Annotated in this window: 24 protein-coding genes and 2 pseudogenes; 15 read left to right on the forward strand and 11 right to left on the reverse strand. The window is 60.9% G+C overall.

The window, feature by feature from the left end:
* Window positions 1-3: 3 nt before the first annotated feature.
* The 3 genes from petB to BSG08_RS08530 all read left to right on the forward strand — a co-directional run bounded on the left by petB (window position 4) and on the right by BSG08_RS08530 (window position 2,995).
* Entirely contained in the window at window positions 4-1,326 is a 1,323-nt protein-coding gene (gene petB, locus BSG08_RS08520; protein WP_093035061.1) for a cytochrome b, read from the forward strand.
* A gap of 16 nt (window positions 1,327-1,342) precedes the next feature.
* Window positions 1,343-2,188, forward strand: coding sequence for a cytochrome c1 (locus tag BSG08_RS08525; protein WP_175544733.1), 846 nt, complete (start codon window positions 1,343-1,345; stop codon window positions 2,186-2,188).
* Between the two features lie 138 nt (window positions 2,189-2,326).
* The gene (locus BSG08_RS08530; RefSeq protein WP_093035067.1) at window positions 2,327-2,995 is read left to right on the forward strand and encodes a cupin domain-containing protein; all 669 of its coding nucleotides are present in this window, start codon (window positions 2,327-2,329) and stop codon (window positions 2,993-2,995) included.
* 10 nt (window positions 2,996-3,005) lie between these two features.
* On the opposite strand, the gene BSG08_RS08535 is transcribed toward BSG08_RS08530, so the two are convergent.
* A complete protein-coding gene (locus BSG08_RS08535) occupies window positions 3,006-4,145 on the reverse strand; it encodes an alkane 1-monooxygenase (protein WP_093035204.1) in 1,140 nt (379 codons plus the stop codon).
* 31 nt (window positions 4,146-4,176) lie between these two features.
* Entirely contained in the window at window positions 4,177-5,238 is a 1,062-nt protein-coding gene (gene mutY, locus BSG08_RS08540) for an A/G-specific adenine glycosylase (RefSeq protein ID WP_093035070.1), read from the reverse strand.
* An 82-nt stretch (window positions 5,239-5,320) separates the two neighbouring features.
* Between mutY and BSG08_RS08545 the strand changes: the two genes are divergently transcribed.
* Both BSG08_RS08545 and BSG08_RS08550 read left to right on the forward strand, forming a co-directional pair.
* Complete coding sequence (locus tag BSG08_RS08545; protein WP_093035073.1) at window positions 5,321-5,830, forward strand: DUF721 domain-containing protein; 510 nt, start codon at window positions 5,321-5,323, stop codon at window positions 5,828-5,830.
* A 17-nt stretch (window positions 5,831-5,847) separates the two neighbouring features.
* On the forward strand, window positions 5,848-6,456 hold the full coding sequence (locus BSG08_RS08550; RefSeq protein ID WP_093035076.1) for a DsbA family protein: 609 nt from the start codon (window positions 5,848-5,850) through the stop codon (window positions 6,454-6,456).
* A gap of 92 nt (window positions 6,457-6,548) precedes the next feature.
* Here BSG08_RS08550 and lpxK read toward each other — a convergent pair whose 3' ends face one another.
* The 3 genes from lpxK to BSG08_RS08565 are packed head-to-tail and all read right to left on the reverse strand — an operon-like array spanning window position 6,549 to window position 9,045.
* Window positions 6,549-7,571 carry a tetraacyldisaccharide 4'-kinase gene (gene lpxK / locus BSG08_RS08555; protein ID WP_093035079.1) on the reverse strand — a complete coding sequence of 341 codons (1,023 nt, stop codon included), beginning with the start codon at window positions 7,569-7,571 and terminating at the stop codon, window positions 6,549-6,551.
* Window positions 7,568-8,797, reverse strand: coding sequence for a 3-deoxy-D-manno-octulosonic acid transferase (locus BSG08_RS08560; protein ID WP_093035082.1), 1,230 nt, complete (start codon window positions 8,795-8,797; stop codon window positions 7,568-7,570). Before BSG08_RS08560 ends, lpxK begins: the two co-directional genes overlap by 4 nt.
* A 5-nt stretch (window positions 8,798-8,802) precedes the next feature.
* Window positions 8,803-9,045 carry a DUF4170 domain-containing protein gene (locus tag BSG08_RS08565; RefSeq protein WP_093035086.1) on the reverse strand — a complete coding sequence of 81 codons (243 nt, stop codon included), beginning with the start codon at window positions 9,043-9,045 and terminating at the stop codon, window positions 8,803-8,805.
* 135 nt (window positions 9,046-9,180) lie between these two features.
* Between BSG08_RS08565 and BSG08_RS08570 the strand changes: the two genes are divergently transcribed.
* Window positions 9,181-9,921 carry a glutamine amidotransferase gene (locus BSG08_RS08570; protein WP_093035089.1) on the forward strand — a complete coding sequence of 247 codons (741 nt, stop codon included), beginning with the start codon at window positions 9,181-9,183 and terminating at the stop codon, window positions 9,919-9,921.
* A gap of 310 nt (window positions 9,922-10,231) precedes the next feature.
* Here BSG08_RS08570 and BSG08_RS08575 read toward each other — a convergent pair whose 3' ends face one another.
* The 3 genes from BSG08_RS08575 to BSG08_RS08585 form a co-directional block, all read right to left on the reverse strand.
* Window positions 10,232-10,489 carry a hypothetical protein gene (locus BSG08_RS08575; RefSeq protein ID WP_093035092.1) on the reverse strand — a complete coding sequence of 86 codons (258 nt, stop codon included), beginning with the start codon at window positions 10,487-10,489 and terminating at the stop codon, window positions 10,232-10,234.
* Window positions 10,490-10,659: 170 nt separating this feature from the next.
* The gene (locus BSG08_RS08580; protein WP_093035095.1) at window positions 10,660-11,910 is read right to left on the reverse strand and encodes a glycerate kinase type-2 family protein; all 1,251 of its coding nucleotides are present in this window, start codon (window positions 11,908-11,910) and stop codon (window positions 10,660-10,662) included.
* 62 nt (window positions 11,911-11,972) lie between these two features.
* Window positions 11,973-13,025: a LacI family DNA-binding transcriptional regulator gene (locus BSG08_RS08585; RefSeq protein ID WP_093035098.1), complete on the reverse strand. Its 1,053-nt coding sequence runs from the start codon at window positions 13,023-13,025 to the stop codon at window positions 11,973-11,975.
* A 144-nt stretch (window positions 13,026-13,169) separates the two neighbouring features.
* Here BSG08_RS08585 and BSG08_RS08590 point away from each other — a divergent pair, with 144 nt between their 5' ends.
* The 9 genes from BSG08_RS08590 (at window position 13,170) to BSG08_RS08630 (ending at window position 22,423) form a co-directional block, all read left to right on the forward strand.
* Window positions 13,170-13,664 (forward strand): TRAP transporter small permease, encoded by a 495-nt coding sequence (locus tag BSG08_RS08590; RefSeq protein WP_093035100.1) that lies wholly within the window; start codon window positions 13,170-13,172, stop codon window positions 13,662-13,664.
* 6 nt (window positions 13,665-13,670) lie between these two features.
* The gene (locus BSG08_RS08595; protein WP_093035103.1) at window positions 13,671-14,948 is read left to right on the forward strand and encodes a TRAP transporter large permease; all 1,278 of its coding nucleotides are present in this window, start codon (window positions 13,671-13,673) and stop codon (window positions 14,946-14,948) included.
* Between the two features lie 28 nt (window positions 14,949-14,976).
* The gene (locus BSG08_RS08600; RefSeq protein ID WP_093035106.1) at window positions 14,977-16,134 is read left to right on the forward strand and encodes a M24 family metallopeptidase; all 1,158 of its coding nucleotides are present in this window, start codon (window positions 14,977-14,979) and stop codon (window positions 16,132-16,134) included.
* A 95-nt stretch (window positions 16,135-16,229) separates the two neighbouring features.
* Complete coding sequence (locus tag BSG08_RS08605; protein ID WP_093035109.1) at window positions 16,230-17,216, forward strand: TRAP transporter substrate-binding protein; 987 nt, start codon at window positions 16,230-16,232, stop codon at window positions 17,214-17,216.
* A 103-nt stretch (window positions 17,217-17,319) separates the two neighbouring features.
* Window positions 17,320-18,123, forward strand: coding sequence for an NAD-dependent epimerase/dehydratase family protein (locus BSG08_RS08610; protein WP_093035112.1), 804 nt, complete (start codon window positions 17,320-17,322; stop codon window positions 18,121-18,123).
* Window positions 18,104-18,946 carry an HpcH/HpaI aldolase family protein gene (locus BSG08_RS08615; protein ID WP_245770636.1) on the forward strand — a complete coding sequence of 281 codons (843 nt, stop codon included), beginning with the start codon at window positions 18,104-18,106 and terminating at the stop codon, window positions 18,944-18,946. Before BSG08_RS08610 ends, BSG08_RS08615 begins: the two co-directional genes overlap by 20 nt.
* Before the next feature lie 25 nt (window positions 18,947-18,971).
* Complete coding sequence (locus BSG08_RS08620) at window positions 18,972-19,859, forward strand: 2-hydroxy-3-oxopropionate reductase (RefSeq protein ID WP_093035118.1); 888 nt, start codon at window positions 18,972-18,974, stop codon at window positions 19,857-19,859.
* A gap of 3 nt (window positions 19,860-19,862) precedes the next feature.
* Entirely contained in the window at window positions 19,863-21,416 is a 1,554-nt protein-coding gene (garD, locus tag BSG08_RS08625; RefSeq protein WP_093035121.1) for a galactarate dehydratase, read from the forward strand.
* A 41-nt stretch (window positions 21,417-21,457) separates the two neighbouring features.
* Window positions 21,458-22,423 (forward strand): SMP-30/gluconolactonase/LRE family protein, encoded by a 966-nt coding sequence (locus BSG08_RS08630; RefSeq protein WP_093035124.1) that lies wholly within the window; start codon window positions 21,458-21,460, stop codon window positions 22,421-22,423.
* A gap of 116 nt (window positions 22,424-22,539) precedes the next feature.
* Here the strand turns inward: BSG08_RS08630 and BSG08_RS19900 are convergent.
* From BSG08_RS19900 to tnpA, 3 genes and pseudogenes are all read right to left on the reverse strand, one after another.
* Window positions 22,540-22,677 (reverse strand): annotated as a pseudogene (locus BSG08_RS19900) (transposase); the annotation flags it as partial.
* An 82-nt stretch (window positions 22,678-22,759) separates the two neighbouring features.
* Window positions 22,760-23,407, reverse strand: a pseudogene (gene tnpC, locus BSG08_RS08640) (IS66 family transposase); the annotation flags it as partial.
* Window positions 23,316-23,681 carry an IS66-like element accessory protein TnpA gene (tnpA, locus tag BSG08_RS08645; protein ID WP_093035130.1) on the reverse strand — a complete coding sequence of 122 codons (366 nt, stop codon included), beginning with the start codon at window positions 23,679-23,681 and terminating at the stop codon, window positions 23,316-23,318. The pseudogene tnpC and the gene tnpA, both read right to left, overlap by 92 nt.
* Between the last annotated feature and the right edge of the window lie 157 nt (window positions 23,682-23,838).

Here is a 23,838-nt window from a genome sequence, read left to right on the forward strand (position 1 = left end):
CAGATGTCCGGTATTCCGCACGATCACTACGAACCCAAGACGAACGGCGAGAAATGGCTGCATTCGCGCCTGCCGATTGTCGGGCTGCTGTACGACACCATCATGATCCCCACCCCCAAGAACCTGAACTGGATGTGGATCTGGGGCATCGTCCTGACCTTCTGTCTCGCTCTGCAAATCGTCACCGGCATCGTGCTGGCGATGCACTACACCCCGCAGGTCGATATGGCCTTTGCCTCGGTCGAGCACATCATGCGCAACGTGAACGGCGGGCATTTCCTGCGCTACCTGCATATGAACGGCGCGTCGCTCTTCTTTGTCGCGGTCTATCTGCACATCTTCCGCGGGCTCTACTACGGATCCTACAAGGCCCCGCGAGAGATCACATGGATCATCGGCATGCTGATTTATCTGGCGATGATGGGCACGGCTTTCATGGGCTATGTGCTGCCCTGGGGGCAGATGTCGTTCTGGGGGGCTACCGTGATAACCGGCCTCTTTGGTGCGATCCCCTTTATCGGCGAGCCGATCCAGACCTGGTTGCTGGGCGGGCCGGCGGTGGGCAATGCGACGCTCAACCGCTTCTTCTCCCTGCATTACCTGCTGCCCTTCGTGATCGCGGCCCTGGTCGCGCTGCATATCTGGGCGTTCCACACCACAGGCAACAACAACCCGACCGGGGTTGACGTGCGCCGCACCTCCAAGACCGAAGCCGAGCGTGACACGGTGCCGTTCTGGCCCTATTTCGTGATCAAGGATCTCTTTGCCCTCGCAGTGATCCTCGTGGTGTTCTTCGCCATCGTCGGCTTCATGCCCAACTACCTCGGCCATCCCGACAACTACATCGAGGCCGATGCGCTGGTCACGCCTGCGCATATCGTGCCGGAATGGTATTTCCTGCCGTTCTACGCGATCCTGCGCGCCTTTACCGGCGATGTCTGGGTGGTGATGTTCGCAAGCTGGATCACCGGCGGCATCATCGACGCCAAGTTCTTCGGCGTGCTGGCGATGTTCGGCTCGATCGCGGTCATGGCCCTCGCGCCCTGGCTCGACACCTCGTCGGTGCGTTCCGGCCGCTATCGCCCGATGTTCAAATGGTGGTTCTGGCTTCTGGTCGTCGACTTCATGGTCCTGATGTGGGCCGGTGCAATGCCCGCAGAGCCACCCTATTCGACCATCTCTCTGATCGGGTCAGCCTACTGGTTCGCCTATTTTCTGGTGATCCTGCCGCTTCTGGGCGTGATCGAAAAACCAGAGGCCGTGCCTGCCACCATCGAAGAGGACTTCGATGCGCACTATGGCAAGGCCGAAACGCCCGCCGAATAAGAAAGGACCGAGGACAATGTTCACGAAATCAGGCATTGCGGCCCTTGTGGCCCTGTCCCTCTCTGCTGGCGGCGCATGGGCCGCCGGAGGCGAGGGACATATAGAGGATGTCGCCTTCTCCTTCGAGGGACCGTTCGGCAAGTTCGACCAGAACCAGCTGCAACGCGGGCTGAAGGTCTATACCCAGGTCTGCGCCGCATGCCACGGCCTGCAATACGTGCCGCTGCGAACGCTGGGCGACGAGGGCGGCCCGCATCTTCCCGAGGATCAGGTGCGCGCCTACGCCGCCCAGTTCGAGGTGTTCGACGCGGAACTCGACGATTTCCGCCCGGCGGTTCCCACCGATCACTTCCCGAAATCCGGCCTCGAAACCGCGCCCGACCTTTCGCTGATGGCGAAAAAACGCGCCGGATTCCATGGACCGGCGGGCACCGGCCTCAGCCAGCTTTTCAACGGCATGGGTGGGGCGGAATACATCTATTCGCTAATGGTGGGCTATCATGAGCCCCCCGCTTGCGCGCCCGAGGATTTCGAGGGATCGTATAACGCAGCCTTCACCGCGGGCGGCTATCCAGAGGAATGCAAGGACGAGAATGGCCACCCCACAGTGCCGGGCAGCTGGATTTCGATGGCGCAGCCTCTCTGGGGCGATGATGTCGAATATGATGACGGCACCGAGGCGACACTTGAACAGCAGGCCGAGGATGTCGCCGCCTTCCTGATGTGGACCGCGGAACCCAAGATGATGGCGCGCAAACATGCGGGCCTGACGGGCGTGATTTTCCTCACGGTTCTGTCTGTGCTGCTATATCTCACCAACAAACGCATCTGGGCGCCGATCAAGGGCCGCAAATCCCACTGATCGCCCGCGCCTGACAAGTTCAGCCCCCGCAGACCCGCTCTGCGGGGGTTTTTCGCTGTGGATTGTTCATGCGGATGAGACTTGATCTCTTGAAATCTATCTACTAGTTGATAGCTTATCGAACAAGGAGGCCCCACAATGCGCCTGAACGCCGACTTCTCGAAACGGGTGGTGATCCGCCCCGAAGATTACGAATGGGTTCAGTCCCCGGCCAGCGGAGTCGAGCGCATGATGCTCGACCGCATCGGTGGCGAGGTGGCCCGCGCCACCACCATCGTGCGTTTTGCGCCGGATTCGTATTTCGACGCGCACACCCACGACGGCGGAGAGGAGTTTCTGGTGCTCGACGGCGTGTTCTCGGACGACTCCGGTGACTACCCGGCAGGGTTCTACGTGCGCAACCCGATCGGCACCAGCCACAAGCCCCACACCGCAGAAGGCTGCACCATCCTCGTCAAGCTGCACCAGTTCGACGCCGGGGATACCGCGCAGTTTCACATCGACACCCGCAATGCCGAATTCCGCCCCGGTCTGGTTGACGGGTTGAGTGTGCTGCCCCTGCACAGCGCTCCGGGCGAGAACGTGGCGCTTGTCCGCTGGGCTCCCGGCACGCGTTTCAACGCGCACCGGCACTGGGGAGGCGAAGAGATCTTCGTGATCGAAGGCATATTCCAGGACGAGCACGGCGATTACCCGGCAGGCACCTGGATTCGCAGCCCGCACCTGTCAGAACACAAACCCTTCTCCGATCAGGGCTGCCTGATCTATGTGAAAACCGGCCACCTTCCCATCGCCCCCGCAGCCTGATCCTCTTGGCTCAGCGCGGCATCGGGTTGGTGGCCTTGTTGTAGGGGCGCCAGTCGTTGATCTCGGGGTAATACATCGCGCGCCAGCGCCGCACGCGCGGATTCATCACCCGCCGCCACAGCGGCGGCACCATCGCCGCCATGGTCATCACCGGATAGCCATAGGGCAGTTGCGGCGCGTCCGCTTCGGTATAATTCTGCAACAGGGGAAAGCGCCGGTCGGGCTTGTAATGGTGATCCGAATGGCGCTGCAGGTTGATCAACAGCCAGTTCGACGCCTTGTGCGCCGCGTTCCAGCTGTGCCGCGGCTGGACATGCTCGTACTTGCCATCCCCCAGATGCTTGCGCGTCAGCCCGTAATGCTCGATGTAATTCACCAGTTCCAGTTGCCAGACCGCGACAATGGCCTGCCACAGAAACAGCCCCAGACCGGCCCAGCCGCCAATCAGCACCGCCAGCAACAGCATGAACCCCTGCAAGGCCCAGTATCTGAAAAACGGGTTCTTCAGCTCATGCCAGGGCAGATTGCGGCGCGCCAGCATCTCCCGCTCGGCCCTGAACGCCGACAACCAGCACTGCTTCAACACCCGCGGGAAAAAGCGGTGAAACCCCTCGTTATACCGCGCCGTTACCGGATCGCGCGGCGTGCCGACATAACGGTGATGCACCAGCAGATGCTCTGACCGGAAATGCGAATACAGCACCATCGCCAGCAGAACATCGCCCAGAAACCGCTCGCCCCGGTCCTTCTGATGCATCAACTCGTGGCTGTAATTGATCCCTACCGTCCCGCTGATCACCCCCATGCCGAAAAACAGCAGGATGGTTTCCGGTGCCGACAGATGCGCATCCCCCGGCCCGGTAACATACCACAGCAGCCAGTAGAGCAGCCCGAACTGCACCGGTGTCCAGATCAGCGTGATCACCCTGTACCAGCCAAGCTGTTCCTCGCGCGTCTCCAGATCCGCGTTTTCGGTATAAAGCCCTAGGATCGCATCCAGCAGGGAAAAGAAAAACCATGTCACAACCGGCAACAGGATCACCGTCCAGCCGCCCTGCACCGCCCCCAGCACCGCCACCGGCACCAGCAGCAGCGACATCCAGAACGGCAACGCCCGATGCACCTGCGCGACCTGATTTGCGGGAATCATGTATTGCTCCTTCATCGGCATGCCGGATCCGTCAGCAGCCATTTTCCAGCGCCCCCTGCGCAAGGTCAAACACCTTTCGCATGACGGTGGGTAACTCTGACGGGCGAAACTCCTGTCTTGGCCGAAACTCCCCGCGGCAGGGTTGCACACGAGCCCCGACATCCGCCACACAGACCCGCAGGCGCAGGTGAAAATGCGTGAACGTGTGCCGCGCCTCAGCCTCCAGCATGCGCCACTCCGCCGCCACCGGCGGGGCAGGTTCCGGCGCCACACTCCAGTCGCTGCCGGGCCAGCCCAGCATCCCGCCCAGCAATCCCCTGTCCGGTCGCCGCTCCAGCAACAGCGCGCCATCGGCCCGTTGCGCCACATAGGCATAGCCCAGCCGGACGGGCTTGGCCGCCTTTGCTGTTTTCTTTGGCAACTCCGACGCCGTGCCCGCCATTCGGGCAGCACAGGCCCCCATCCATGGACAGACCCCGCAGGCGGGTGACTTCGGCGTGCAGATCGTGGCCCCCAGATCCATCACCGCCTGCGCATAATCGCCGGGCCTGCGCCGCGGCGTGAGCGCCGCCGCCGCTGCGGTCAGTTCCGGCTTGGCCATGGGCAGGGGCGTGCGAATGTCATGCAGCCGCGCCATCACGCGCTCGACATTCCCATCCACCACCACCTCGGGCTGATCGTAGGCGATCGCTGCGATCGCCGCCGCGGTATAGGGGCCGATCCCCGGCAGGGCGCGCAACCCCGCGCGCGTCTCGGGAAACCGCCCACCATGCTCGGCCACCACCACCCGCGCGCATTTCAAGAGGTTACGCGCACGGGCGTAATAGCCCAGACCGGCCCATTCCCCCATGACCTTCGCGTCCTCGGCCGCCGCCAGATCGCCCACCGTCGGCCAGAGCTTTGTAAAGCGCTCGAAATAACCGCGCACCGCCGCCACCGTGGTCTGTTGCAGCATCACCTCCGACAGCCAGACGCGATAGGGATTGGGCCGCTCCCCCGCCGCCCGGTCACGGGGACTGACACGCCACGGCAGATCCCGAGCATGAGTATCATACCAGTCCAGCAACGCCTGCGGATCTGCGCCATAACGCATAGTTTACCTCTTCCCGTCCCGATCAGGTCTGGTATCCCCTGCCACATGACATAGATTAGCGCCAGTGAGGAGACTGCCAACCATGGTCAGCCGCAAGCCGACGACATATGGCTTCAAACGCACCTCGGCGCTGCTGCAATCCAGCATCCGGCGCGCCTCCGAGTCCCGTGGTTTTGCCCAGTCCCGTCTGCTGACCCACTGGCCAGAGGTCGCAGGCGAAGAGATCGCGGCCATTTCCCGCCCGGTCGAGGTATCCTATGGCCGTCAGGGGATGGGGGCCACGCTGACCCTGCTGACCACCGGCGCGCAGGCCCCGATGCTCGAAATGCAAAAGGAAAAACTGCGCGAGCGTGTCAATGCCGTCTATGGCTACAACGCCATCTCGCGCATCCGCATCACACAGACCGCGCCCACCGGATTCGCCGAGGGTCAGGCTGATTTCACCCACCGGCCCAGGACCGCCACCCCTGAACCGCCCGCCCCTGAAACGGTGCAGGCCGCTGCAACACTGACCGCCCCCGTCGCGGACGAGGGCCTGCGCACCGCGCTGGAATCGCTGGCGCGCAACGTATTATCCAAATCTCAACGCTGACCGATAAAGGAGAGACAATGAAACAACTGATCGCAATCGGGGCGCTTGCCCTTGCCATGCTGGCCGCTCCGGTTGCGGCCCAGGAGGCCGCACCCGACACTTCCGGCATCGTCGACATGTTCATCGGACCCGAGGACGCCAAGGTGACGATCATCGAATATGCATCCTACACCTGCCCGCATTGCGCCAATTTCCACAACGGGCCATTCAAACAGCTCAAGGCCGACTATCTCGACAACGACAAGGTGAAATTCGTCTATCGCGACGTCTATTTCGACCGTTTCGGCCTCTGGGCCTCAATGGTCGCCCGCTGCGGCGGACCCGAGAAATTCTTTGGCATCACCGACATGATCTATGAGCAGCAGCGCGAATGGACCAGTGGCGATCCTTCCAGCATTGCGGATAATCTGCGCCGCATCGGCAAAGTGGCGGGAATCGAGCCTGACGCGCTCGAGGCTTGCCTCAATGACAACGACAACGCCAGGGCGCTGGTCGCGTACTATCAGGAGAATGCCGAGACGCATAACGTCAACTCGACGCCGACATTCATCATCAACGAGCAGAAATACTCGAACATGGCCTACGCCGATCTCAAGGCCATCATCGAGGAAAAACTGGCCGAATAAATCGCGCCGGCTGCGGGGTCAGGGCAAACTCCGGCCCCGCACGCCACCGCCAAAATCACGGCTGGATACGTAGGCCGGGCTTCAGCCCGGCATCACTCCCCCGGCAACAATCCGACCCGCGCCAGCGCCGCATCGAACGGCCCCCAATCCGCAACATGCAACCGCACCGGCAGCGTCAATACCCTGCGTCGGAATTCGGGCGGCAATCGCACGGCATCCTTCTCGGTCGTCACCAGTTGCGCACCCAGTATCGCAGCCTCCCGTTCCAACCGCGCCATCAGCGCAGCCGTGAAAGGCTGATGATCCTCCAGCGCCTCGCACCGCGCCAGATCCGCCCCCAGCCCGCGCAAGGTAGCAAAGAACTTCTCCGGGTGGCCTATCCCGGCAAAGGCCAGCACTCGCGCGCCCTGCCAGTCCATGCCAGTCTGCAACGGCTCCAGTTGCCCGCGCATATGCGGCAGGCTGATCCGGTGCCCCCAGCACTGGTCAAACACCCCCTGCGCCGCTTCCGGGCCGATCGACAGCACCATGTCGGCGCGCGCCAGTCCCACCGCCACGGGTTCACGCAACGGCCCCGCCGGAATGCAGCGCCCGTTGCCAAAGCCACGCGCGGCATCCACCACGATGACCGAGATATCCTTGACAAGTCCCGGGTTCTGAAACCCGTCATCCATCACGATGCAATCGACCGATACACCCTCGGCCTCAGCCTTCGCGAGCAGGGCCTTCGCCCCCCGCGTCCGGTCGCGGGCAACCCATGTCGGCGCAAAGGCCGCCGCCAGCAACGGCTCGTCCCCGACATCCGCCGCGCCGTGGTGCGCCGGATCGACCGCCACAGGCCCGGCCAGCCGCCCGCCATGGCCGCGCGAAAGGATCACAGGCGCCAGCCCCATCGCCTGCAGACGTCCAACCACCGCCAGCACCGTCGGCGTCTTGCCCGTGCCGCCCGCATTGAGATTGCCGACACAAATCACCGGAACCGGCGCCCGCCAGCCATCAGATCCGGCCAGCCGCCGCGCCGTGGCGCGTGCATAAAGCGCACCCAGAGGCGACATGAACCTCGCCCGCAAACCGGGCTGCTCCGGCGCGGCGAACCAGAAACCGGGTGCCCTCATCGCTGCGCATCCAGCCGGTCCAGCCGATCCAGCCGGTCCAGCAGCATGTCCAGGATACGGTCCGTGACCGCCGCCCCCTTTGACGCCACATCCCACGCCGCATGCGCCATCGCCGCCGCCTGATCCGGCGCGATCAGTCGCTGCACCGCACCCGCCAGCGTCTCGGTATCGCGCACGATCCGCGCCGCCCCGGCCTCGGCAAAACGCGAATAGCGCCGCAGATAGCGTCCCACGTTGGGGCCATAGAGAATGGCCGAACCATGCGCCGCAGGTTCGTTCGGATCGCGGCCATACTGCCCCGGCACCAGCGACGACCCCATGAAGGTGATCGGCGCCAGCCGGTACCACAGCCCCATTTCGCCACGGGTATCGGCCAGAACGATCTGCGTCGTTTCGCGCGGCGTTTCACCTTCGGACCAGGTGACATAGCGCCAGCCCTGCCCGTCCAGTCGCTCACGAACCGCAATGCTGTCCGAAATCTCGTCGGGCACCAGAATCAACAGGCTGCGATGCGCCAGCCTGCTCACCTCGCGATGCGCCTCCAGGATGATCTCCAGTTCATCCACCTGCGCCATCGCCGCCAGCCAGACCGGACGCCCGCGCAACAGAGCAGCCAACTCCTCCCGGTCCGCGGCATTGCAGGGCAGGGTCATGGCCCCTTCCTGAAACGGACCGGTGACCGATACGATCCGCGCCGGCGCGCCAAACCGGCGCAGCAACCGCGCCGCCGCATCGCTCCGGGTCAGGATCTCGGTAAACGAGCTGAGCACCGCGCGGGGCATGTCGGGAAACCAGCGCCATGCCGGACGCTCCAGAAAGGCCTCGTCGGCATCCACCAGGTAGAGCGGGATTTCCCGCCGCGCCGCCGTAATCAGCAGCGCCGGTTTCAGGTCGCCGCCGGTCCACAGACAGATATCGGGTCGCCAATGCCCCAGAAAGGCCTCGGCGGCAGGCACGTGATCCTCTGGCAGTGGCTGCCAGATCACCGTCCCGCCAGAGCGCCGCCGCTCGGGCACTGCCTCGGTTGTGGTCAGCACCATGTGCAGGCCGGGGCGCTGCTGCGCCAGCCGCCCGGCCAGATGCACCAGCGTATCCGCACGCGCTGCATCCACCGCATGCGCCCAGATCAGCTTGCCTTCTGGCCGGGGCGTATCCGGCGCGGCCCCCGCCCGGCCCGCCCGACGCGCATAGGCCAGATAAGCCGCAAGACTGAGCGAGCGGCTCATGCCCGTCAGCCCAGCTCTTCGGTTGGCGAGGCCTCCCGCGCCTCGTCGCGCAGCTTGTGCAGATGGGCAATGAAATAGCGCGTATGCGCATTGTCCACCGTGCGATGCGCCTCGGCCTTCCAGGCATTGTAGGCGCTTTCGTAATCGGGAAAGATCCCCACCACATGCAGTGCGCTCACATCCTTGAACACATTGCGCGAGGGGTCGGTCAACTCGCCCCCGAAAACCAGATGCAATCGTTGGGTCATGGCTCTTTCCTTGGGGTTGGCACGGATTGCGCGCACCCTATGCATTTGCGCCCCCGCGTCAAGCACGCGCAACCCTGCAGGCTTGACGCGGGGGCGCCAAGCGGGCAACCACAGTTCTATCCGAGGAGCGCAGCCATGCCCAAGCCCTTTCTGATCCTACAACTGCGCCCCGAAACCGAGGCGGCAGAGGACGAATATGCCGCCATTCTGCGCAAAGGCGGTCTTGCACCCGATTGCTGCCACCGTATCCGGCTGGATCAACAGGGCCTGCCCGCCGATCTGTCCCTCGCCGGTTACGCCGGTGTCATCGTCGGCGGCGGCCCCGGCTGCGTCAGCGACACGCCCACCGACAAAACGCCACAGGAGGCGCGGATCGAGGCCGAGGTGCTCTCGCTCATGCCGCGCATCACGGACCGCGACATCCCCTTTCTCGGCTGTTGCTACGGCATCGGCATCCTCGGCAAACATCTCTCGGGAGAGGTGAGCAAGGCGCGCTACGGCGAACCCGTTGGCACCGCCGACTGTTCGCTCACACCCGAGGGCGTCGCCGACCCGCTGCTTGCCGGACTGCCCCTGCGGTTTCAGGCGTTCGTCGGTCACAAAGAGGCCCTGCAGGATCTGCCACCGGGCTGCGCCCACCTGATCAGCGCCTCCACCTGTCCTTTTCAGATGATCCGCTATGGCCAGAATGTCTATGCCACCCAGTTCCACCCCGAGGCCGATGCGGACGGCTTCGAGACCCGCATCCGCATCTATCGCCACAAGGGCTATTTCCCGCCCGAAACCGCAGAAGACCTCATCGTCATGTGCCGCGCAGCACAGGTCCACGCCCCCGAACGCATCCTGCGGAATTTCGTTCAGCGCTATGGGGCGTGACGGGTGAAAGCAAAGGCCGCCTTGGCGGGCGATTGGCAGGAATTGGCGAATGACCCGTACAGTGCGGATGCGATGATCGGAGAAGGGTTTTGCCGTCGCAGGCGTTAGCGTTGCGCTGTTGCCACACTCTTTTTCACGCCTCGTTTGCTTCCACAGTGCTTCCACGGCAGAAAGCGGAACGCGGAAAGCCGCCTTTGAGCGACTGTTAAGTATCTGTTTGTTATGAGTATTTTTTGTTGCTGGAGGGGGATCGGAGCAAGCTCTTACCAAGGAAATGATTTCCATCTCAGTTTGATTCTTCATGAGTATCTCAAGAATTGGAGGATTGCATCTGCACTCTGCACATCCGGTTGAGAACCTCGGCGAGATCGCCCCGCGGATCGAGGCCATTGAGCTTTGCGGTCTCCATGATTGCCATGGCGCACCATCGTTTCTGCGCAGCTAATGGGTCTACCCAGTGACCCACCTTCACCAAAACCGTCATTCGTGCAGCGCGCAGCATTCTCTTCAACCGGATGATGACGGTACGAACGGAACCGTAATTCGATTTGCATTTGCGAAGGACCATTGCACGGCATCCTGCGGGCCTTCACCACAAACGCACGCAGGAATCTATCAACAAGTCAATTTCAAAGACATACTTTCCTATTTCCCGTGCGGAATTACTCAGTTACGAAATCCTAGAGAGCCTCTCACGGGCGGTATCGCTTCTGAATTTATCTGCGCGGTCCGAGGGTATCAGGGTGCTGGTCGCAGGAATACCTGAACATCAGCAACATTGGTACCGGTGCCACCGGTGATTAGCAGGTCTTCCGACAGTTTCAGGGCGGCATAGCTGTCGTTGCTTGCAAGCAGGGCGGCAGGATCGCGCCCCGCTGCCCGGATCCGCGCGGGCGTTCCCTCATCCACCACACCACCTGCAGCCTCAGTCGGACCGTCACGCCCATCAGTGCCCCCGGACAGAAACACCCAGCCTGGGGCGAGGCGGTCCTCGGCTCCCATGGCCACGCGCAGAGCCAGTTCCTGATTGCGCCCGCCAAGGCCTGTGCCACGCACCTGAACCGTGGTTTCACCGCCAAAGATCAGCGCCACCGGACCTTGGGCATCCTCCGCGTTGCGCAGGATCTGTTCCGCCGCATCACACACATCGCCCTCGAGCCGGTCGTTGGCGATACGCGCGGCGAGCCCTTCAGGCACGGCTGAAAGCATCGCCTGAAGGCTGTGGCGGTTCGAGCCGATCAGATGGTTTATCGCCTGTGGCACCATCGCGGAGGGGCTTGGAACTTGCAGATGATAGCGCACCATCTCGGGCACGGCATCCCAGAGTCCGGCATCGCGCAGCAAGGCGATCGCATCCTCGCGGGTGCCTATCGGCGATACAGTCGGGCCAGAGGCGATGGCGCGCAGATCGTCGTCGATCACGTCGGAGAGCAGGTAGCCATACACCTTGGCGGGCGCAGCCTGACGCAGAAACCCGCCACCCTTCAGGCTGTCGATCTGCTGGCGGATCAGGTTCATCTGCGTGATTTCAAGCCCGCTGGCCAAGAGTACCGCGTTCGTATGGGAAAAATCCGCCAGGGAAATATCACCGGCGGGTGCCGCCATCAGCGCTGAGCCGCCGCCCGAAATCAGCGCCAACACGCGGTCTCCTTGCCCGGCCTTTTGCAACAGGGCCGTCACCGCTCTACCCGCCGCGACCGAGGTTTCATCAGGCACGGGATGCGCCGCTAACATTATGGACGCTCCAGTCAGGGGGACAGCGTTTTCGGCGTTGGTGACCACCAGCGCGTGGTCCACACGGGGCAGGCTGTCAAGCGCCGCTTGCATCATCGGCACCGCTGCCTTGCCGATCGCTACCACAAAGCAGCGCCCGGTTCCAAGATCCGGCAAGCGGTTGGCCTGCCAGTGCCGTCGCAACGCACGCGCCGGATCGGCCTGGTCCACGGCAGCCCTAAACAGCGAAAGCGCGATCTCGCGCAGTGAGTTCATGGTAGGTCTCCAGTGTCGTGCCGGTCGCTTGCGGATTTCTGGTTCATGGGTAAAGGTCAGCTTTACCGTGCCGGCGGCGCCGTGGTGTGCCGCAGGATAAGCTGCACCTCGACCGAGTTCTGCGGCGAAACCTCTTTTCCGTCCAACCGGTCAAGCAGATAACCCGCCGCTGCATCACCCATCTGTTCGGTTGGTACATCGACCGTCGTAAGCGGCGGGTTGGAATGTTTGGACAGTTCCAGATTGTCAAAGCCGACTATGGAAATATCCTCGGGAATCCGCAGACCACGCTCGCGGCATTCGACGATAGCGCCGAGCGCCAGGACATCATTGCCACAGATCAGCGCCGTGGGCTGGGGGTGGATGCGCGCCAAGAGCGTCGCGCAAGCCTCGCGACCGTTTGCGATGGAATATGAGCGTTCTATGACACGATCAGGCTGAAGTTCGATCCCGTGGCGCATAAGCTCCTGCCTGATACCAGCCAGACGGGTAATGGTCCGGTCATTGTCACGGGTGCGCCCGGATATAACGCAGATATTGCGGTGACCGAGATGCACCAGATGGCGCGTTATGGCTGCCGCTGCCGCTTCATTATCGAATCCGACGCTCGGATGTGTGCCGTGCGGATCAAGCGTATAGGTGTTCACGAAACATACATCATGCTGGTGAAGCAGGCTGTAGAGCGCCGGGTCGTGCTTCTGGCCGATCAGGATAAGCGCCTCGGCACCCCGTTCGATAAGCAGCCTGGCTTCCTTAAATTCCGTTTGCAGATCGTAATTGAAAGTGGCGACCAGTGCCGAGATTCCGGCAGTGGAAAGACGCCGGGTGGCCGCACCGACAAGACTGGCGTAAATCGCATAATCGAGCGTTGGGATTAGAACTCCCACCATATGCGACCGCTGTGACCGCAGAGCCCTAGCCGCATGGTTACGTACATAGCCCAGCTCTTTCATCGCGCTTTCGACACGCGCGCGTTTTTCAGGCGACACCTTGTCCGGATTGTTGAGCGCGCGCGAGACAGTGGCCGGGGCGCAACCGGCAAGCCGAGCGACATCCGTCACACGCACTTTTAACGCAAAATCCTGCAATCGATTTCCTGATTCTGTGAACTTCATACCGGATCATAAGCTTACAAATTGTCCGTTACCAGATATTTAGAGGCAAAAGCAGAAAAGTATTGACTCAAGATGACATTTCTTGTGAAATCGATTTCATATTTGAGGGCAGCCCCTGAGCAGGGGCATTAGAGGGAGGGGGCCATGGAAGGCGACAGGAATTCGGTCGTACTCACGGCTTTGCTGGCGATTACGAAAGCGTCCATCATTGCAATTTCGGTTGTGATGGTCTTCGTTACACTAGCCCAGGTCGTTTTCCGTTACGTGATTGCTGCGCCGCTGCCATGGTCAGAGGAATTGGCGCGTTACTGCTTTGTCTGGATTGTCTTTCTGGGCGGTGCAGTCGGTTTGTCCCGCGGCATTCACCTAGGTGTAGATTTATTCGTCAACATGCTACCGCGCAAAGCGCGTCGCGGGCTTGATGCGCTTACCAACGCGCTCATTGCAGGATTTGCGGCCACTGTCATCTACGCGAGTTTCCCCGTCATAAACATGAACATGTTCCAGCGTTCCCCTGCGCTCGGCATGCAGATGTCATGGATCTACATCGCGATTCCCGTCTCGATGGCCCTAATCTTTCTGATCTGCGCAGAGCGGCTGGTCGCCTACGCGTTCTCAAGCAACATGTCAGAGGACTGATCACACATGCTTACCGTCCTTTTTCTGACATTCTTCGTTCTGCTGATTGTCAACATGCCGATTGCCTTTGCGCTTGGCATCGCCGCGGCAACAACATTGCTCGTCGATGATACCTTGCCGATCAACAGCATTGTGACACGCGCTTTTGTCGGCGTGGATAGCTTCACCCTGCTGGCCATCCCGTTCTTCATCATCGCCGGAGAGCTGATGAACGCCTGCGGCATCACCGAACGGATCGTGGCCTTTGCAAGATCTCTGGTCGGCCATATCCGGGGCGGTCTTGCCCATGTCTCAATCGTGTCGAGCATGTTCTTTTCGGGCATTTCCGGGTCGGCGACGGCGGATGCCTCAGCACTCGGATCAATGATGATCCCCGCCATGAAGAAGAATGGCTTTGACGCCGATTATGCCGTTGCGGTCAACGCGTCGTCGAGCGCCATGGGGCCGATCATCCCGCCCAGCATAATGATGGTCATCTATGGCTCGATCGCGAATGTCTCGATTGCGCAGCTTTTCCTTGGTGGCTTTGTCCCGGGCCTGATGGTTGCCCTGGGGCTAATGGGCATGGCGTATTACATCGCCCGGAGACGCAACTACCCCGCACCGTCGCGCAGCGAACTACCGCCTGTAATCCCGGCCTTCCGAGGCGCTGCCTGGGCGCTCTTCATGCCGGTCATCATCCTTGGCGGGATATTCTCGGGCGTCTTCACCGCCACCGAGGCCGGGGTTGTGGCGGTCGCCTACGCCGCACTTGTCGGCACATTCGTCTACAAGACGCTTACCTTCAAACTGGTGGGCGAGCTTTTGGTTGATGCCGCCGTGACCACCGCCGCCGCGATGTTCCTTATCGCCATGGCTACATCCTTTGCATGGCTGTTGGCCTGGGCCGGTTTTGGTGCCGCGGTGCTCGATGTCCTTGGAGGAATATCGACCAATCCGACTATCGCATTGCTTCTGATCCTCATCTTCATTCTGATTCTAGGGCTGTTCATCGAGGGAATCCCAATCCTGATCATCTTCACGCCCGTGCTGCTGCCAGTCATATTGGGTCTGGGCATCGATCCTGTCTTCTTCGGGGTCATTCTTGTCATGGCTGTGGTCATCGGATCGGTAACGCCGCCTGTCGGTATCCTCACCTACATCTGCTGCGCTATCGCGGGCATCACAATTTCACAGGCGTTCCGCGGCCTCGTGCCGTTCTGCGCCGTGTTGATTGCAATCTTGCTCCTCTGCGCAGTGTTTCCCGTCTTCATCATGTCAGTACCGACGCTGCTCGGCCACTGAACCCCTACTCCAGCAAAGGATAGCCGCTATGGGCATTACAACTGAGGAACTAAAGCAACGGACCGAAAACCTGCGACGCCGCATGAAGTCCGAGGAATACGACGCGCTCATCATCTATTCGGATGAATACCGCTCGGGTCATTCGACATATGTCACGAATTACAAGCCCATCAACGTGATCGAGGAATCACCGCAGCTGGTGCTGATCGTTGGTGACAATGAACCGGTAGTCTTTCTGGGGCGGCTCAATGCCTACGCCGCCAAGGATATGTGCTGGATCGAGGACGTGCGCGGCATTCACCGCCCGTATTCTGATTTTCCACAGGTATTTGCCCCGATCGTTGGCCGCGCTAGCAAGATTGGCCTGATCGGAAAGAACATCCTGCCCTTCGAGATCTACGAGCAACTCGTCGATGCCGTGCCCGACGCTGTGATCGAGAACCGAGACGACATCATGCTCGATCTGCGAAAAATCAAGTCCGAGGCTGAAATCGACCTGATGGAGCAGGCGGCGGATATCAACGACGCTGTGCTCAAGCAGGCCGCCAAGTCCGTCAAGGTGGGCATGACCGAAATCCAGGTCGCCGGACTGGCCGAAGGCATCGCGCGGCAGATGAACGCCGACATCGGCTCGGCCACCGTGGTCATGTCTGGACCAAACACGAACTACCCCGCATGGCGCGCAACCGACCGCAAGATCCGGCCGGGCGAATACGTCATGCTCGATTTCAACCCGGCCATCGGCCACTATTGCAACGATGGTGGCATCACGATTCTGATGCCCGGCGCCGATCCGGAACAGGAACGCGCATTGGTGGCAGGTCACCGGGCGCTGAAAAAGGTGATCCCGACCATTCGCCCGGGAATCACCGCGCGCTCGATCTTCGACACGCTACTGGAAGAACTCGAACCGCATGGCTTTGCCGATAATTTCACGCCCTATGCAAAAGGCCTGCGCGGCGTGGGGCATGCGGTGGGGCTTGACGTGGTCGAACCGCCAAACCTGAGCTCGGACAGCGATTTCGAGCTCGAGGCCGGCATGACGCTGGCCGTCAAGCTGGACCTGCACGATCTGCCAGGCGGCGGTTATCGGATCGAAGTTGTGGTCGCGGTCACCAAAGACGGCGTGCGCCCGCTCAACAAGCTGGTTCTTGATGAACCAGATGATTTTGCCGTGCAGCGCTGAGCCTTGAAGGCAAGGCGCTGATCCGTCAAGCGACTATCCGGCAAGGGGCCGGATAACCTGACTATCCAACGGACTCTAAAGGGAGGAATTACACCATGATCAGAAGAGCACTTCTCAAAGTAATCGGAGCTACTGCTATACTGTCGCTTGGCGCGCTGGCAAGCCCTGCGCTGGCCCAGGACAAGACAATCCGCGTGGCGTCGGTCACCGGACCATCGCACCATCACAACATCTCGTTGCGCTGGTTCGCCGAACAGGTCGCCGCGCGCGACGCTGGCCTGAATATCGAGGTTCTCGACGGCGCCCAGCTTGGCGGTGAGCGGGATTACATTGAAGGAATGATGCTGGGCAGCATTCAGATGGCGCAGGTCTCGACCGCCCCGATCGCCGGCTTCGTACCGGAATTCGACCTGTTCAGCCTGCCTTACCTGATCCGCGACACCGAACATTTCAAGGCGGTTATCTCGGGGCCGGTCGGCGCAAAGTTCAACGAGATGGCCGAAGCACGCGGCATCAAGATCCTGGCCTGGTTCGACAACGGCTATCGCAACGTCTTCAACAAGGTGCGCCCAGTGGTGACGCCAGAAGATATGGGCGGGCTGAAAATCCGCGTTATGGAAAGCCCGCTCATGGTCAACACAGTGAACGCGATGGGCGGCTCGGCAACACCGATGTCCTATAGCGAGCTTTACACCGCACTCGAACAGGGCGTTCTGGACGGGGGCGAAAACGCCACCGGCAACGTGCTGAACGATCGCTTCTATGAAGTGACCAGTTACCTGTCGATGACGCAGCATTTTCGTCCTCCGGGTGTCGTGGCAATCAGTTTGGGGACCTGGAACGGCCTGACCGCAGAACAGCAACAAGTGCTTGTCGAGGAATCTGCACGGCTTCAGGACTACGAGATCGCCCTGACAGCCGAGGTCGGCGCGCAGGCGCTGGAAGAGCTTCAGGCCAAAGGCATGCAGGTCAACGAGGTCGATGTCGAAGCCTTCCGGGCTCGGATGGGCCCGATATACGAAGACTTCAAGTCTAAGCATGGCGGGGAACTTCTCGAAGCGGTGCAGAACACCACTCCCTGAATGAACCAACTGACGCGGGCGGCAGAAAGCCGCCTGCGTCAGTCGCGCGCTCACAGGTTTCGCGGCCTGCGGTGGTTTTCACAGCAAACCTAGGAAATGGACGATGTTGCAAAAGCTTCTGATCACTGGTGCCAACGGAAGTCTCGGATCCCTTTGTCGGCAACGCCTCGGTCACATGGCTAAAACCATTCGCCTGAATGCCCGGCGCGGATTGGGCGTTGCGGGGCCAGATGAAGAGATCGTCTATTGCGACCTAAGCGACAAGTCGGCGGTCGAAGCGATGGTCGAGGGCTGTGACGGCATCGTTCACATGGGCGGGCAGGCGGTCGAGGGTCCTTGGAAAATCGTCAAGGCCGCCAATATCGACGGCATGTTCAACCTCTATGAAGGGGCACGGAAATCCTCTGTCCAACCGCGGATATTCTTTGCCAGCTCGCACCACACCACCGGCTTTCATGCGCAAACAACCCGCCTTGATCCAAGCAAGAACCCGACACGCCCGGATGGACTCTACGGGGTTTCAAAGGTATTCGGCGAGGCGCTGGCACGGATGTATTATGACAAGTTCGGGATTGAGACGGCCTGCGTACGTATCGGTTCCTGTTTTCCCGAACCGCCCAGCCACCGGATGTTGTCGTCCTGGCTAAGCGCGGATGACATGATCTGTCTGATCGAGCGGATCTTCAGCGTCCCGCAGCTTGGCTGTCCCGTCCTTTACGGCGTGTCGGATAACGATGCCGCATGGTGGGACAACAGCAGCGCCGCCTATCTCGGCTGGCGCCCCAAGGACAATTCCGAGCGTTTCCGCAGCAAACTCGACGCCGAACGGACACCGCCCATGCGGAATGAGCCGGACGCAATGTATCAAGGCGGACTTTTCTGCACGGATGGCATTCACGAAGAGTGATCCGGGGATCATTCGAGCAAAAGGGATACGCATCATGCGCGCGAACAGGTTAAGACAGATTTGGGCGTCCGGCGGCGCCGCAGTAAATGGTTGGCTTGCGGTTCCAAACGGGTTCTCCGCCGAAACCATGGCCCATCAAGGCTGGGATTCACTGACCGTCGATCTGCAGCACGGCGTTGTCGACTATCAGGCGGCCGTGCCGATGCTGACCGCGATCTCCACGACCGAAACGGTACCCGTGGTCCGTGTGCCATGGCTTGACCCGGTCTACCTTATGAAGGTTCTCGATGCGGGTGCCTACGGCGTCATTTGCCCGATGGTAAACACGCGCGAGGATGCCGAAAGGCTCGTGGCCTATACGCGCTATCCGCCCCACGGCACCCGCAGCTTCGGCCCGATCCGCGGTTTTCTGTATGGCGGGCAGGACTATCCAGAACGCGCCAACGACACCGTGGTTGTCTTTGCTATGATCGAAACGCGCGAGGGACTCGACAACCTCGAAGACATCCTGTCAACCCCAGGCCTCGATGCAGTTTATGTGGGGCCTTCTGACCTGTCGCTGGCCCTGGGCTGCCGACCGACATTTGACGACGTGGATCCGCCCGCTGCTGAGGCCATCGCGCACGTTGCCGCCAAGGCGAAAGAGTATGGGAAAATCTGCGGTATCCACAACGGCTCGGTCGAAGTGGCGCTGAAACGGGTCGAGATGGGGTATCAGTTTGTGACCGTCTCCTCGGACGCGCGCCTGATGGCATCGGGATCGCAGGCAATCCTGTCGACAATGCGCGCAGCAAAACCTGCGTCACAAACATTCAGCTATTGATCAGTCCGGAGAACAGGAGGGTGCATTGAGCAAGGTAGGGTTTATTGGGCTTGGCATCATGGGTGCGCCCATGGCGAGGCATCTGATTATGGCAGGTCACGACGTTTTCCTGCATTCGCGCAGCGGTGTCCCGAGTCCATTAACCGAGGCGGGCGGCGTCGCCTGCGTATCCCCGCAAGCAGTCGCCGAGAGCGCCAACACGATCATCCTGATGGTGCCGGACACGCCACATGTCCAAGAAGTTCTGTTCGCTGAAAACGGTGTGGCCACTGGCCTTGGCGCCGGGAAATGTGTGATCGACATGAGTTCGATTTCGCCCCTCGCCACCAAGGATTTCGCCCGGAAGATCGACGATCTTGGATGTGATTACGTTGATGCGCCAGTCTCTGGCGGCGAAGTCGGGGCCAAGGCGGGCAGCCTGACGATCATGTGTGGCGGCTCGGACGCGGCCTTTGCCCGGGTTCTGCCGCTTCTGGAACTTATGGGTCAAAACATCACCCATGTGGGCGACGTGGGCAGCGGCCAGATCTGCAAGGTCGCAAACCAGATCATCGTGGCGCTGAACATCGAAGCTGTCAGCGAAGCGCTGGTCTTCGCTTCGAAAGCCGGAGCGGATCCGGAAAAGGTACGTCAAGCGCTCATGGGTGGCTTTGCCTCTTCGAAGATCCTCGAAGTGCACGGCAAACGAATGATTAAGCGCACCTTCGATCCCGGCTTTCGCATAGAGTTGCACCAAAAGGATCTTGGCCTTGCGCTGTCCAACGCGCGGCAGATGGGGCTCAGTTTGCCGAACACGGCCACGGCGATGGAACTATTCAACGCCTGCGTTGCCAATGGCGGGTCCGCGTGGGACCATTCCGGCATGGTCCGCGCGCTTGAACTTCTGGCCGATCATGAGATTGGGCGGTCCTGAACCATGGCCGATTTGCCACGCCTTATCCGGATGCATGCGTCTGACAATGTCGCTGTTGTCGCCAACAACGGAGGGCTGGCCGGAGGAACAGAGGTTGACGGACTGACGCTGGTCGACGACGTTCCACAGGCGCACAAGGTTGCGCTGACGGACCTTAAGGCGGGCGAACCAGTGCTGCGCTATGGCGTCGTGATCGGCCACGCGGACCGTCCACTACCGGCAGGCGCTTGGGTCAATGAAACCAACCTGACCATGCCGGCGCCGCCGGTTTTGTCCGAACTGATTGTGCCATCGGCACCACCGCCTGCGACGTCTCCGTTGGAAGGCTATACGTTTCAGGGCTTTCGCAATCGCGACGGCAGCGTGGGGACGCGCAACATTCTAGCCATCACCAACACAGTCCAATGCGTCTCTGGCGTGGTCGGGCACGCAGTGGAGCGCATCCGGCGTGAGATGCTTCCCCGGTTTGCCAATGTCGACAATGTTGTCGCCCTAGATCACACCTACGGATGCGGTGTCGCGATCGATGCGCCCGGCGCCGCTGTGCCGATCCGCACCTTGCACAACATAGCCCGCAATCCGAATTTCGCGGGCTCGACTATGATCGTGAGCCTAGGCTGCGAAAAACTACAACCTACTCGGCTTTTCCCCGAGCTGTTTCAAAGCCCGGACGGGTCCGGCCTAGATCGGGGGAGAGCCAGCAGCCTTGTCACCCTTCAGGACGAAAGCCATGTCGGGTTCGAGGCAATGATTACGTCAATTCTGTACTCAGCCGAAGTGCATCTGACCGCGCTGAACAACAGAACGCGCGAAGCCTGTCCGGTGTCCGATCTTGTGGTTGGGATGCAATGCGGCGGCAGCGACGCCCTTTCCGGCGTCACGGCCAATCCTGCACTTGGTATAGCTGCTGACCTGATTGTTCGAGCGGGCGGCACGGTGATATTTTCGGAAGTGACCGAAGTTCGCGACGGCATCGACCGGCTGGTCGCGCGCGCTGCAACAGCGGATGTAGCCAAGGATCTCATCCGCGAGATGGCTTGGTACGACGAATACCTCGCCGCAGGCCGGTCCGACCGCAGCGCCAACACAACGCCCGGCAACAAGAAAGGTGGCCTTTCAAACATCGTCGAAAAAGCCATGGGGTCGATCAGCAAGTCGGGATCGATGCCCATTTCCGGGGTCATCCCGGCTGGAGAGCGCGCATCTCGGAAGGGTCTCTTGTTCGCCGCGACTCCGGCTTCTGATTTCATTTGCGGTACTTTGCAGTTGGCTGCAGGGATGAATGTGCATGTCTTCACAACCGGGCGGGGAACACCCTATTCCCTGTCCGAAGTACCAGTCGTGAAGCTTGTGACGCGCACCGATCTGGCGCGGCGCTGGTACGATCTGGTTGATGTCGACACGGGCCGGATCATCTCCGAGAACCGAACGCTTGAGTCCATGGGGATAGAGATTTTTGAAACGATACTGGCGGTGGCCAGTGGTCAAAAGACTAAAGCCGAGTGCTTGGGGATCAGCAATCAACTTGCTCTTTTCAATCCGGGACCAGTGACCTGACACATTCGTCCCTCCACATTGTCTAAAGAGGTCAGCAGACGATGGAAAGCTTCACAGATTACAGTGGCTGGAAACCGGCCTCGCGGTATCCTGACCCTTCCGTTATCTCGCTGGACCCTAGGTTCGACGCATTGAAGTTGCCACTCGCTGGCGTTGAACGGCTGGCGACCGGCTGCCGCTGGTGCGAAGGCCCGGTATGGTTCGGTGATGGCCGTTACCTTCTTTGGAGTGACATCCCCAACAACCGTATTCTGCGCTGGGACGAGGTGACCGGGCAGGTCTCGGCTTTCCGCCAACCGTCGAACTTTTCGAACGGACAGACACGCGACCATCAGGGCCGCCTGATCACCTGCGAGCACGGCGGGCGAAGGGTAACGCGTACGGAATACGACGGTGCGATCACAGTTCTGGCAGACAGCTTCGACGGCAAGCGGCTGAATTCGCCCAATGACGTGGTGGTGAAGTCCGACGGTAGCATCTGGTTCACTGACCCTCCCTTTGGCATCGCTGGCAACTACGAAGGTCACAAAGCCGAACCGGAATTGGAACAGAATGTCTATCGCCTGGATCCCGACACCAGCAAGCTGAATGTGGTGGCCGATGATATCCTGGGGCCAAACGGACTGGCGTTCAGCCCTGATGAACAAATGCTCTATATCGTCGAATCGCGTGGTGTGCCGACCCGCAAGATACTAGCCTATGACCTCAGCGAAGATGGGGCAACGATCCGTAACAAACGCGTGCTGATCGATGCGGGACCCGGAACTCCGGACGGGTTCCGCGTCGATGTGGATGGCAATCTGTGGTGCGGTTGGGGCATGGGAAGCGCCGAGTTGGATGGGGTGATGGTCTTTGCGCCCGACGGCACGCCCATCGGACGTATTGCGTTGCCAGAGCGTTGCGCCAACCTGTGTTTCGGTGGCCGCGCCAACAGTCGGCTGTTCATGGCCGCCAGCCACTCCGTCTATGCACTCTATGTGAACGTGGCCGGTGTTGTCAGCGGGTAGCGCCCACACATTCAGGTCGAACGAAGCGCGTCACAGTCACTATTTATTGACGCGATATCCACTATTCGACGCCGTCGCCAGCCTTTCGCAAGGGAGTCCTTGGCAGGCGTCGCAAACTGAGCCTTCCATGTGTAAAGCGACTTGATGCTGACCCCGAGCCGTTCGGCCACCTCGCTGACCGCGTAGCCGCGATCAACAACCTGCGCCACAGCGTCCCTTTTGAACTCGTCCGTAAACCTATTCTGCGATGACATCCGCGCTTCCTCCATGTGCGAAAACGCTCCAAGTTCAAGGAATGACCCAGGACTGCTTGGAAGCATAATTATTGCATCCGTTTCGTTCGGCCGCATTGTTCGTCAGGCAGATGCGCCCGTCATCGAGGAATGCCGTGAAGGCCTGCCAACGCCCATCTTTCTCGAACATGTAGTTGATCGCCTTGGCCACCTTGTTGTGGCGGGAGAGTTTCGCGCGCTCTGCCAGAAGCCAGTCATGGAGGCTGTTCACCAGGGGACGGGACAGGTCCTGGCGGGTGGCAAGGCGGGCATCGGCATCCAGCCCACCCAACTCGCGCTCGATGTCGAAGATGGCGTCGATCCGTTTCACCGCTTCCAGCGCGACCGGCGAGATCTGATGGGCGGGTTTGCCTTTGCGGACGTTGCCCGCGATGTCAGCCAGCTCGAAGAACTTCCGGCGCGCATGCGACCAGCACAACGCACTGGTCACGGGCCCCGCATCACGGTCAGCTCGATAGAGGTCGTTGTATCCGCCATAGGCGTCCGCTTGTAGCACGCCTTGCCATCCGGCCAGATGCTCATTGGGATTGGTTGCCGAACGGTCGCGGGAGAAGTGGAAGACCGCGGCCGGCGGTGCGCCCCCATTCCAGGGCCGGTCATCACGCACAAAGGTCCAAAGCCGAGCCTTCTTCGCGCCACCCCGCGCCAGAAGCGGCACGGTCGTGTCGTCGCCATGCAGACGGTGAGCGGCAGGGATCAACTGAATTGATCTGCGGCGGCGGCGCGTTCGTCACGGTCACCGGCGCGAACGATACCGCGCGAGAAGACCCAAGTTCGCCGTTTCGATACTGCCGCCGCCACGTGGTCAGCAGCGATCGGCAAATGCCATGCCGCCGCGCCGTGGCCGCCGCCTGGCGGTCGCCGATGAAGCTCTCTTCCACAATGCGCAGTTTGTCATCATCCGACCAATACCGGCGGCGATCACCATCGGCAGCAGACAGAACTTCGATTTGAGGGCGGTTGATAAAGTCGGACTTACCATCGGAGCGAACCCAAGATCAGACGGCCGCCCCCGGAGGCTTACGCCTCAAACGTGTTGATTTATTATGAGTATTTTTGGTTGCGGGAGTAGGATTTGAACCTACGACCTTCAGGTTATGAGCCTGACGAGCTACCTGGCTG

It is taken from the genome of Roseovarius azorensis, assembly GCF_900109455.1.
GTDB lineage: Bacteria > Pseudomonadota > Alphaproteobacteria > Rhodobacterales > Rhodobacteraceae > Roseovarius > Roseovarius azorensis.

What these genes read in the sequence shown, in the direction of transcription:
- BSG08_RS08570 (WP_093035089.1), top strand. Translation starts at nt 9,181, where the DNA reads ATGCCCAAGCCCTTTCTGATCCTACAACTGCGCCCCGAAACCGAGGCG.
- BSG08_RS08600 (WP_093035106.1), top strand. Translation starts at nt 14,977, where the DNA reads ATGGGCATTACAACTGAGGAACTAAAGCAACGGACCGAAAACCTGCGA.
- BSG08_RS08615 (WP_245770636.1), top strand. Translation starts at nt 18,104, where the DNA reads ATGGCATTCACGAAGAGTGATCCGGGGATCATTCGAGCAAAAGGGATA.
- BSG08_RS08530 (WP_093035067.1), top strand. Translation starts at nt 2,327, where the DNA reads ATGCGCCTGAACGCCGACTTCTCGAAACGGGTGGTGATCCGCCCCGAA.
- BSG08_RS08590 (WP_093035100.1), top strand. Translation starts at nt 13,170, where the DNA reads ATGGAAGGCGACAGGAATTCGGTCGTACTCACGGCTTTGCTGGCGATT.
- BSG08_RS08610 (WP_093035112.1), top strand. Translation starts at nt 17,320, where the DNA reads ATGTTGCAAAAGCTTCTGATCACTGGTGCCAACGGAAGTCTCGGATCC.
- BSG08_RS08525 (WP_175544733.1), top strand. Translation starts at nt 1,343, where the DNA reads ATGTTCACGAAATCAGGCATTGCGGCCCTTGTGGCCCTGTCCCTCTCT.
- BSG08_RS08605 (WP_093035109.1), top strand. Translation starts at nt 16,230, where the DNA reads ATGATCAGAAGAGCACTTCTCAAAGTAATCGGAGCTACTGCTATACTG.
- BSG08_RS08560 (WP_093035082.1), bottom strand. Translation starts at nt 8,797, where the DNA reads ATGAGCCGCTCGCTCAGTCTTGCGGCTTATCTGGCCTATGCGCGTCGG.
- BSG08_RS08585 (WP_093035098.1), bottom strand. Translation starts at nt 13,025, where the DNA reads ATGAAGTTCACAGAATCAGGAAATCGATTGCAGGATTTTGCGTTAAAA.
- BSG08_RS08545 (WP_093035073.1), top strand. Translation starts at nt 5,321, where the DNA reads ATGGTCAGCCGCAAGCCGACGACATATGGCTTCAAACGCACCTCGGCG.
- BSG08_RS08550 (WP_093035076.1), top strand. Translation starts at nt 5,848, where the DNA reads ATGAAACAACTGATCGCAATCGGGGCGCTTGCCCTTGCCATGCTGGCC.
- garD (WP_093035121.1), top strand. Translation starts at nt 19,863, where the DNA reads ATGGCCGATTTGCCACGCCTTATCCGGATGCATGCGTCTGACAATGTC.
- lpxK (WP_093035079.1), bottom strand. Translation starts at nt 7,571, where the DNA reads ATGAGGGCACCCGGTTTCTGGTTCGCCGCGCCGGAGCAGCCCGGTTTG.
- BSG08_RS08535 (WP_093035204.1), bottom strand. Translation starts at nt 4,145, where the DNA reads ATGATTCCCGCAAATCAGGTCGCGCAGGTGCATCGGGCGTTGCCGTTC.
- BSG08_RS08595 (WP_093035103.1), top strand. Translation starts at nt 13,671, where the DNA reads ATGCTTACCGTCCTTTTTCTGACATTCTTCGTTCTGCTGATTGTCAAC.
- BSG08_RS08575 (WP_093035092.1), bottom strand. Translation starts at nt 10,489, where the DNA reads ATGGTCCTTCGCAAATGCAAATCGAATTACGGTTCCGTTCGTACCGTC.
- mutY (WP_093035070.1), bottom strand. Translation starts at nt 5,238, where the DNA reads ATGCGTTATGGCGCAGATCCGCAGGCGTTGCTGGACTGGTATGATACT.
- BSG08_RS08630 (WP_093035124.1), top strand. Translation starts at nt 21,458, where the DNA reads ATGGAAAGCTTCACAGATTACAGTGGCTGGAAACCGGCCTCGCGGTAT.
- petB (WP_093035061.1), top strand. Translation starts at nt 4, where the DNA reads ATGTCCGGTATTCCGCACGATCACTACGAACCCAAGACGAACGGCGAG.
- BSG08_RS08580 (WP_093035095.1), bottom strand. Translation starts at nt 11,910, where the DNA reads ATGAACTCACTGCGCGAGATCGCGCTTTCGCTGTTTAGGGCTGCCGTG.
- BSG08_RS08565 (WP_093035086.1), bottom strand. Translation starts at nt 9,045, where the DNA reads ATGACCCAACGATTGCATCTGGTTTTCGGGGGCGAGTTGACCGACCCC.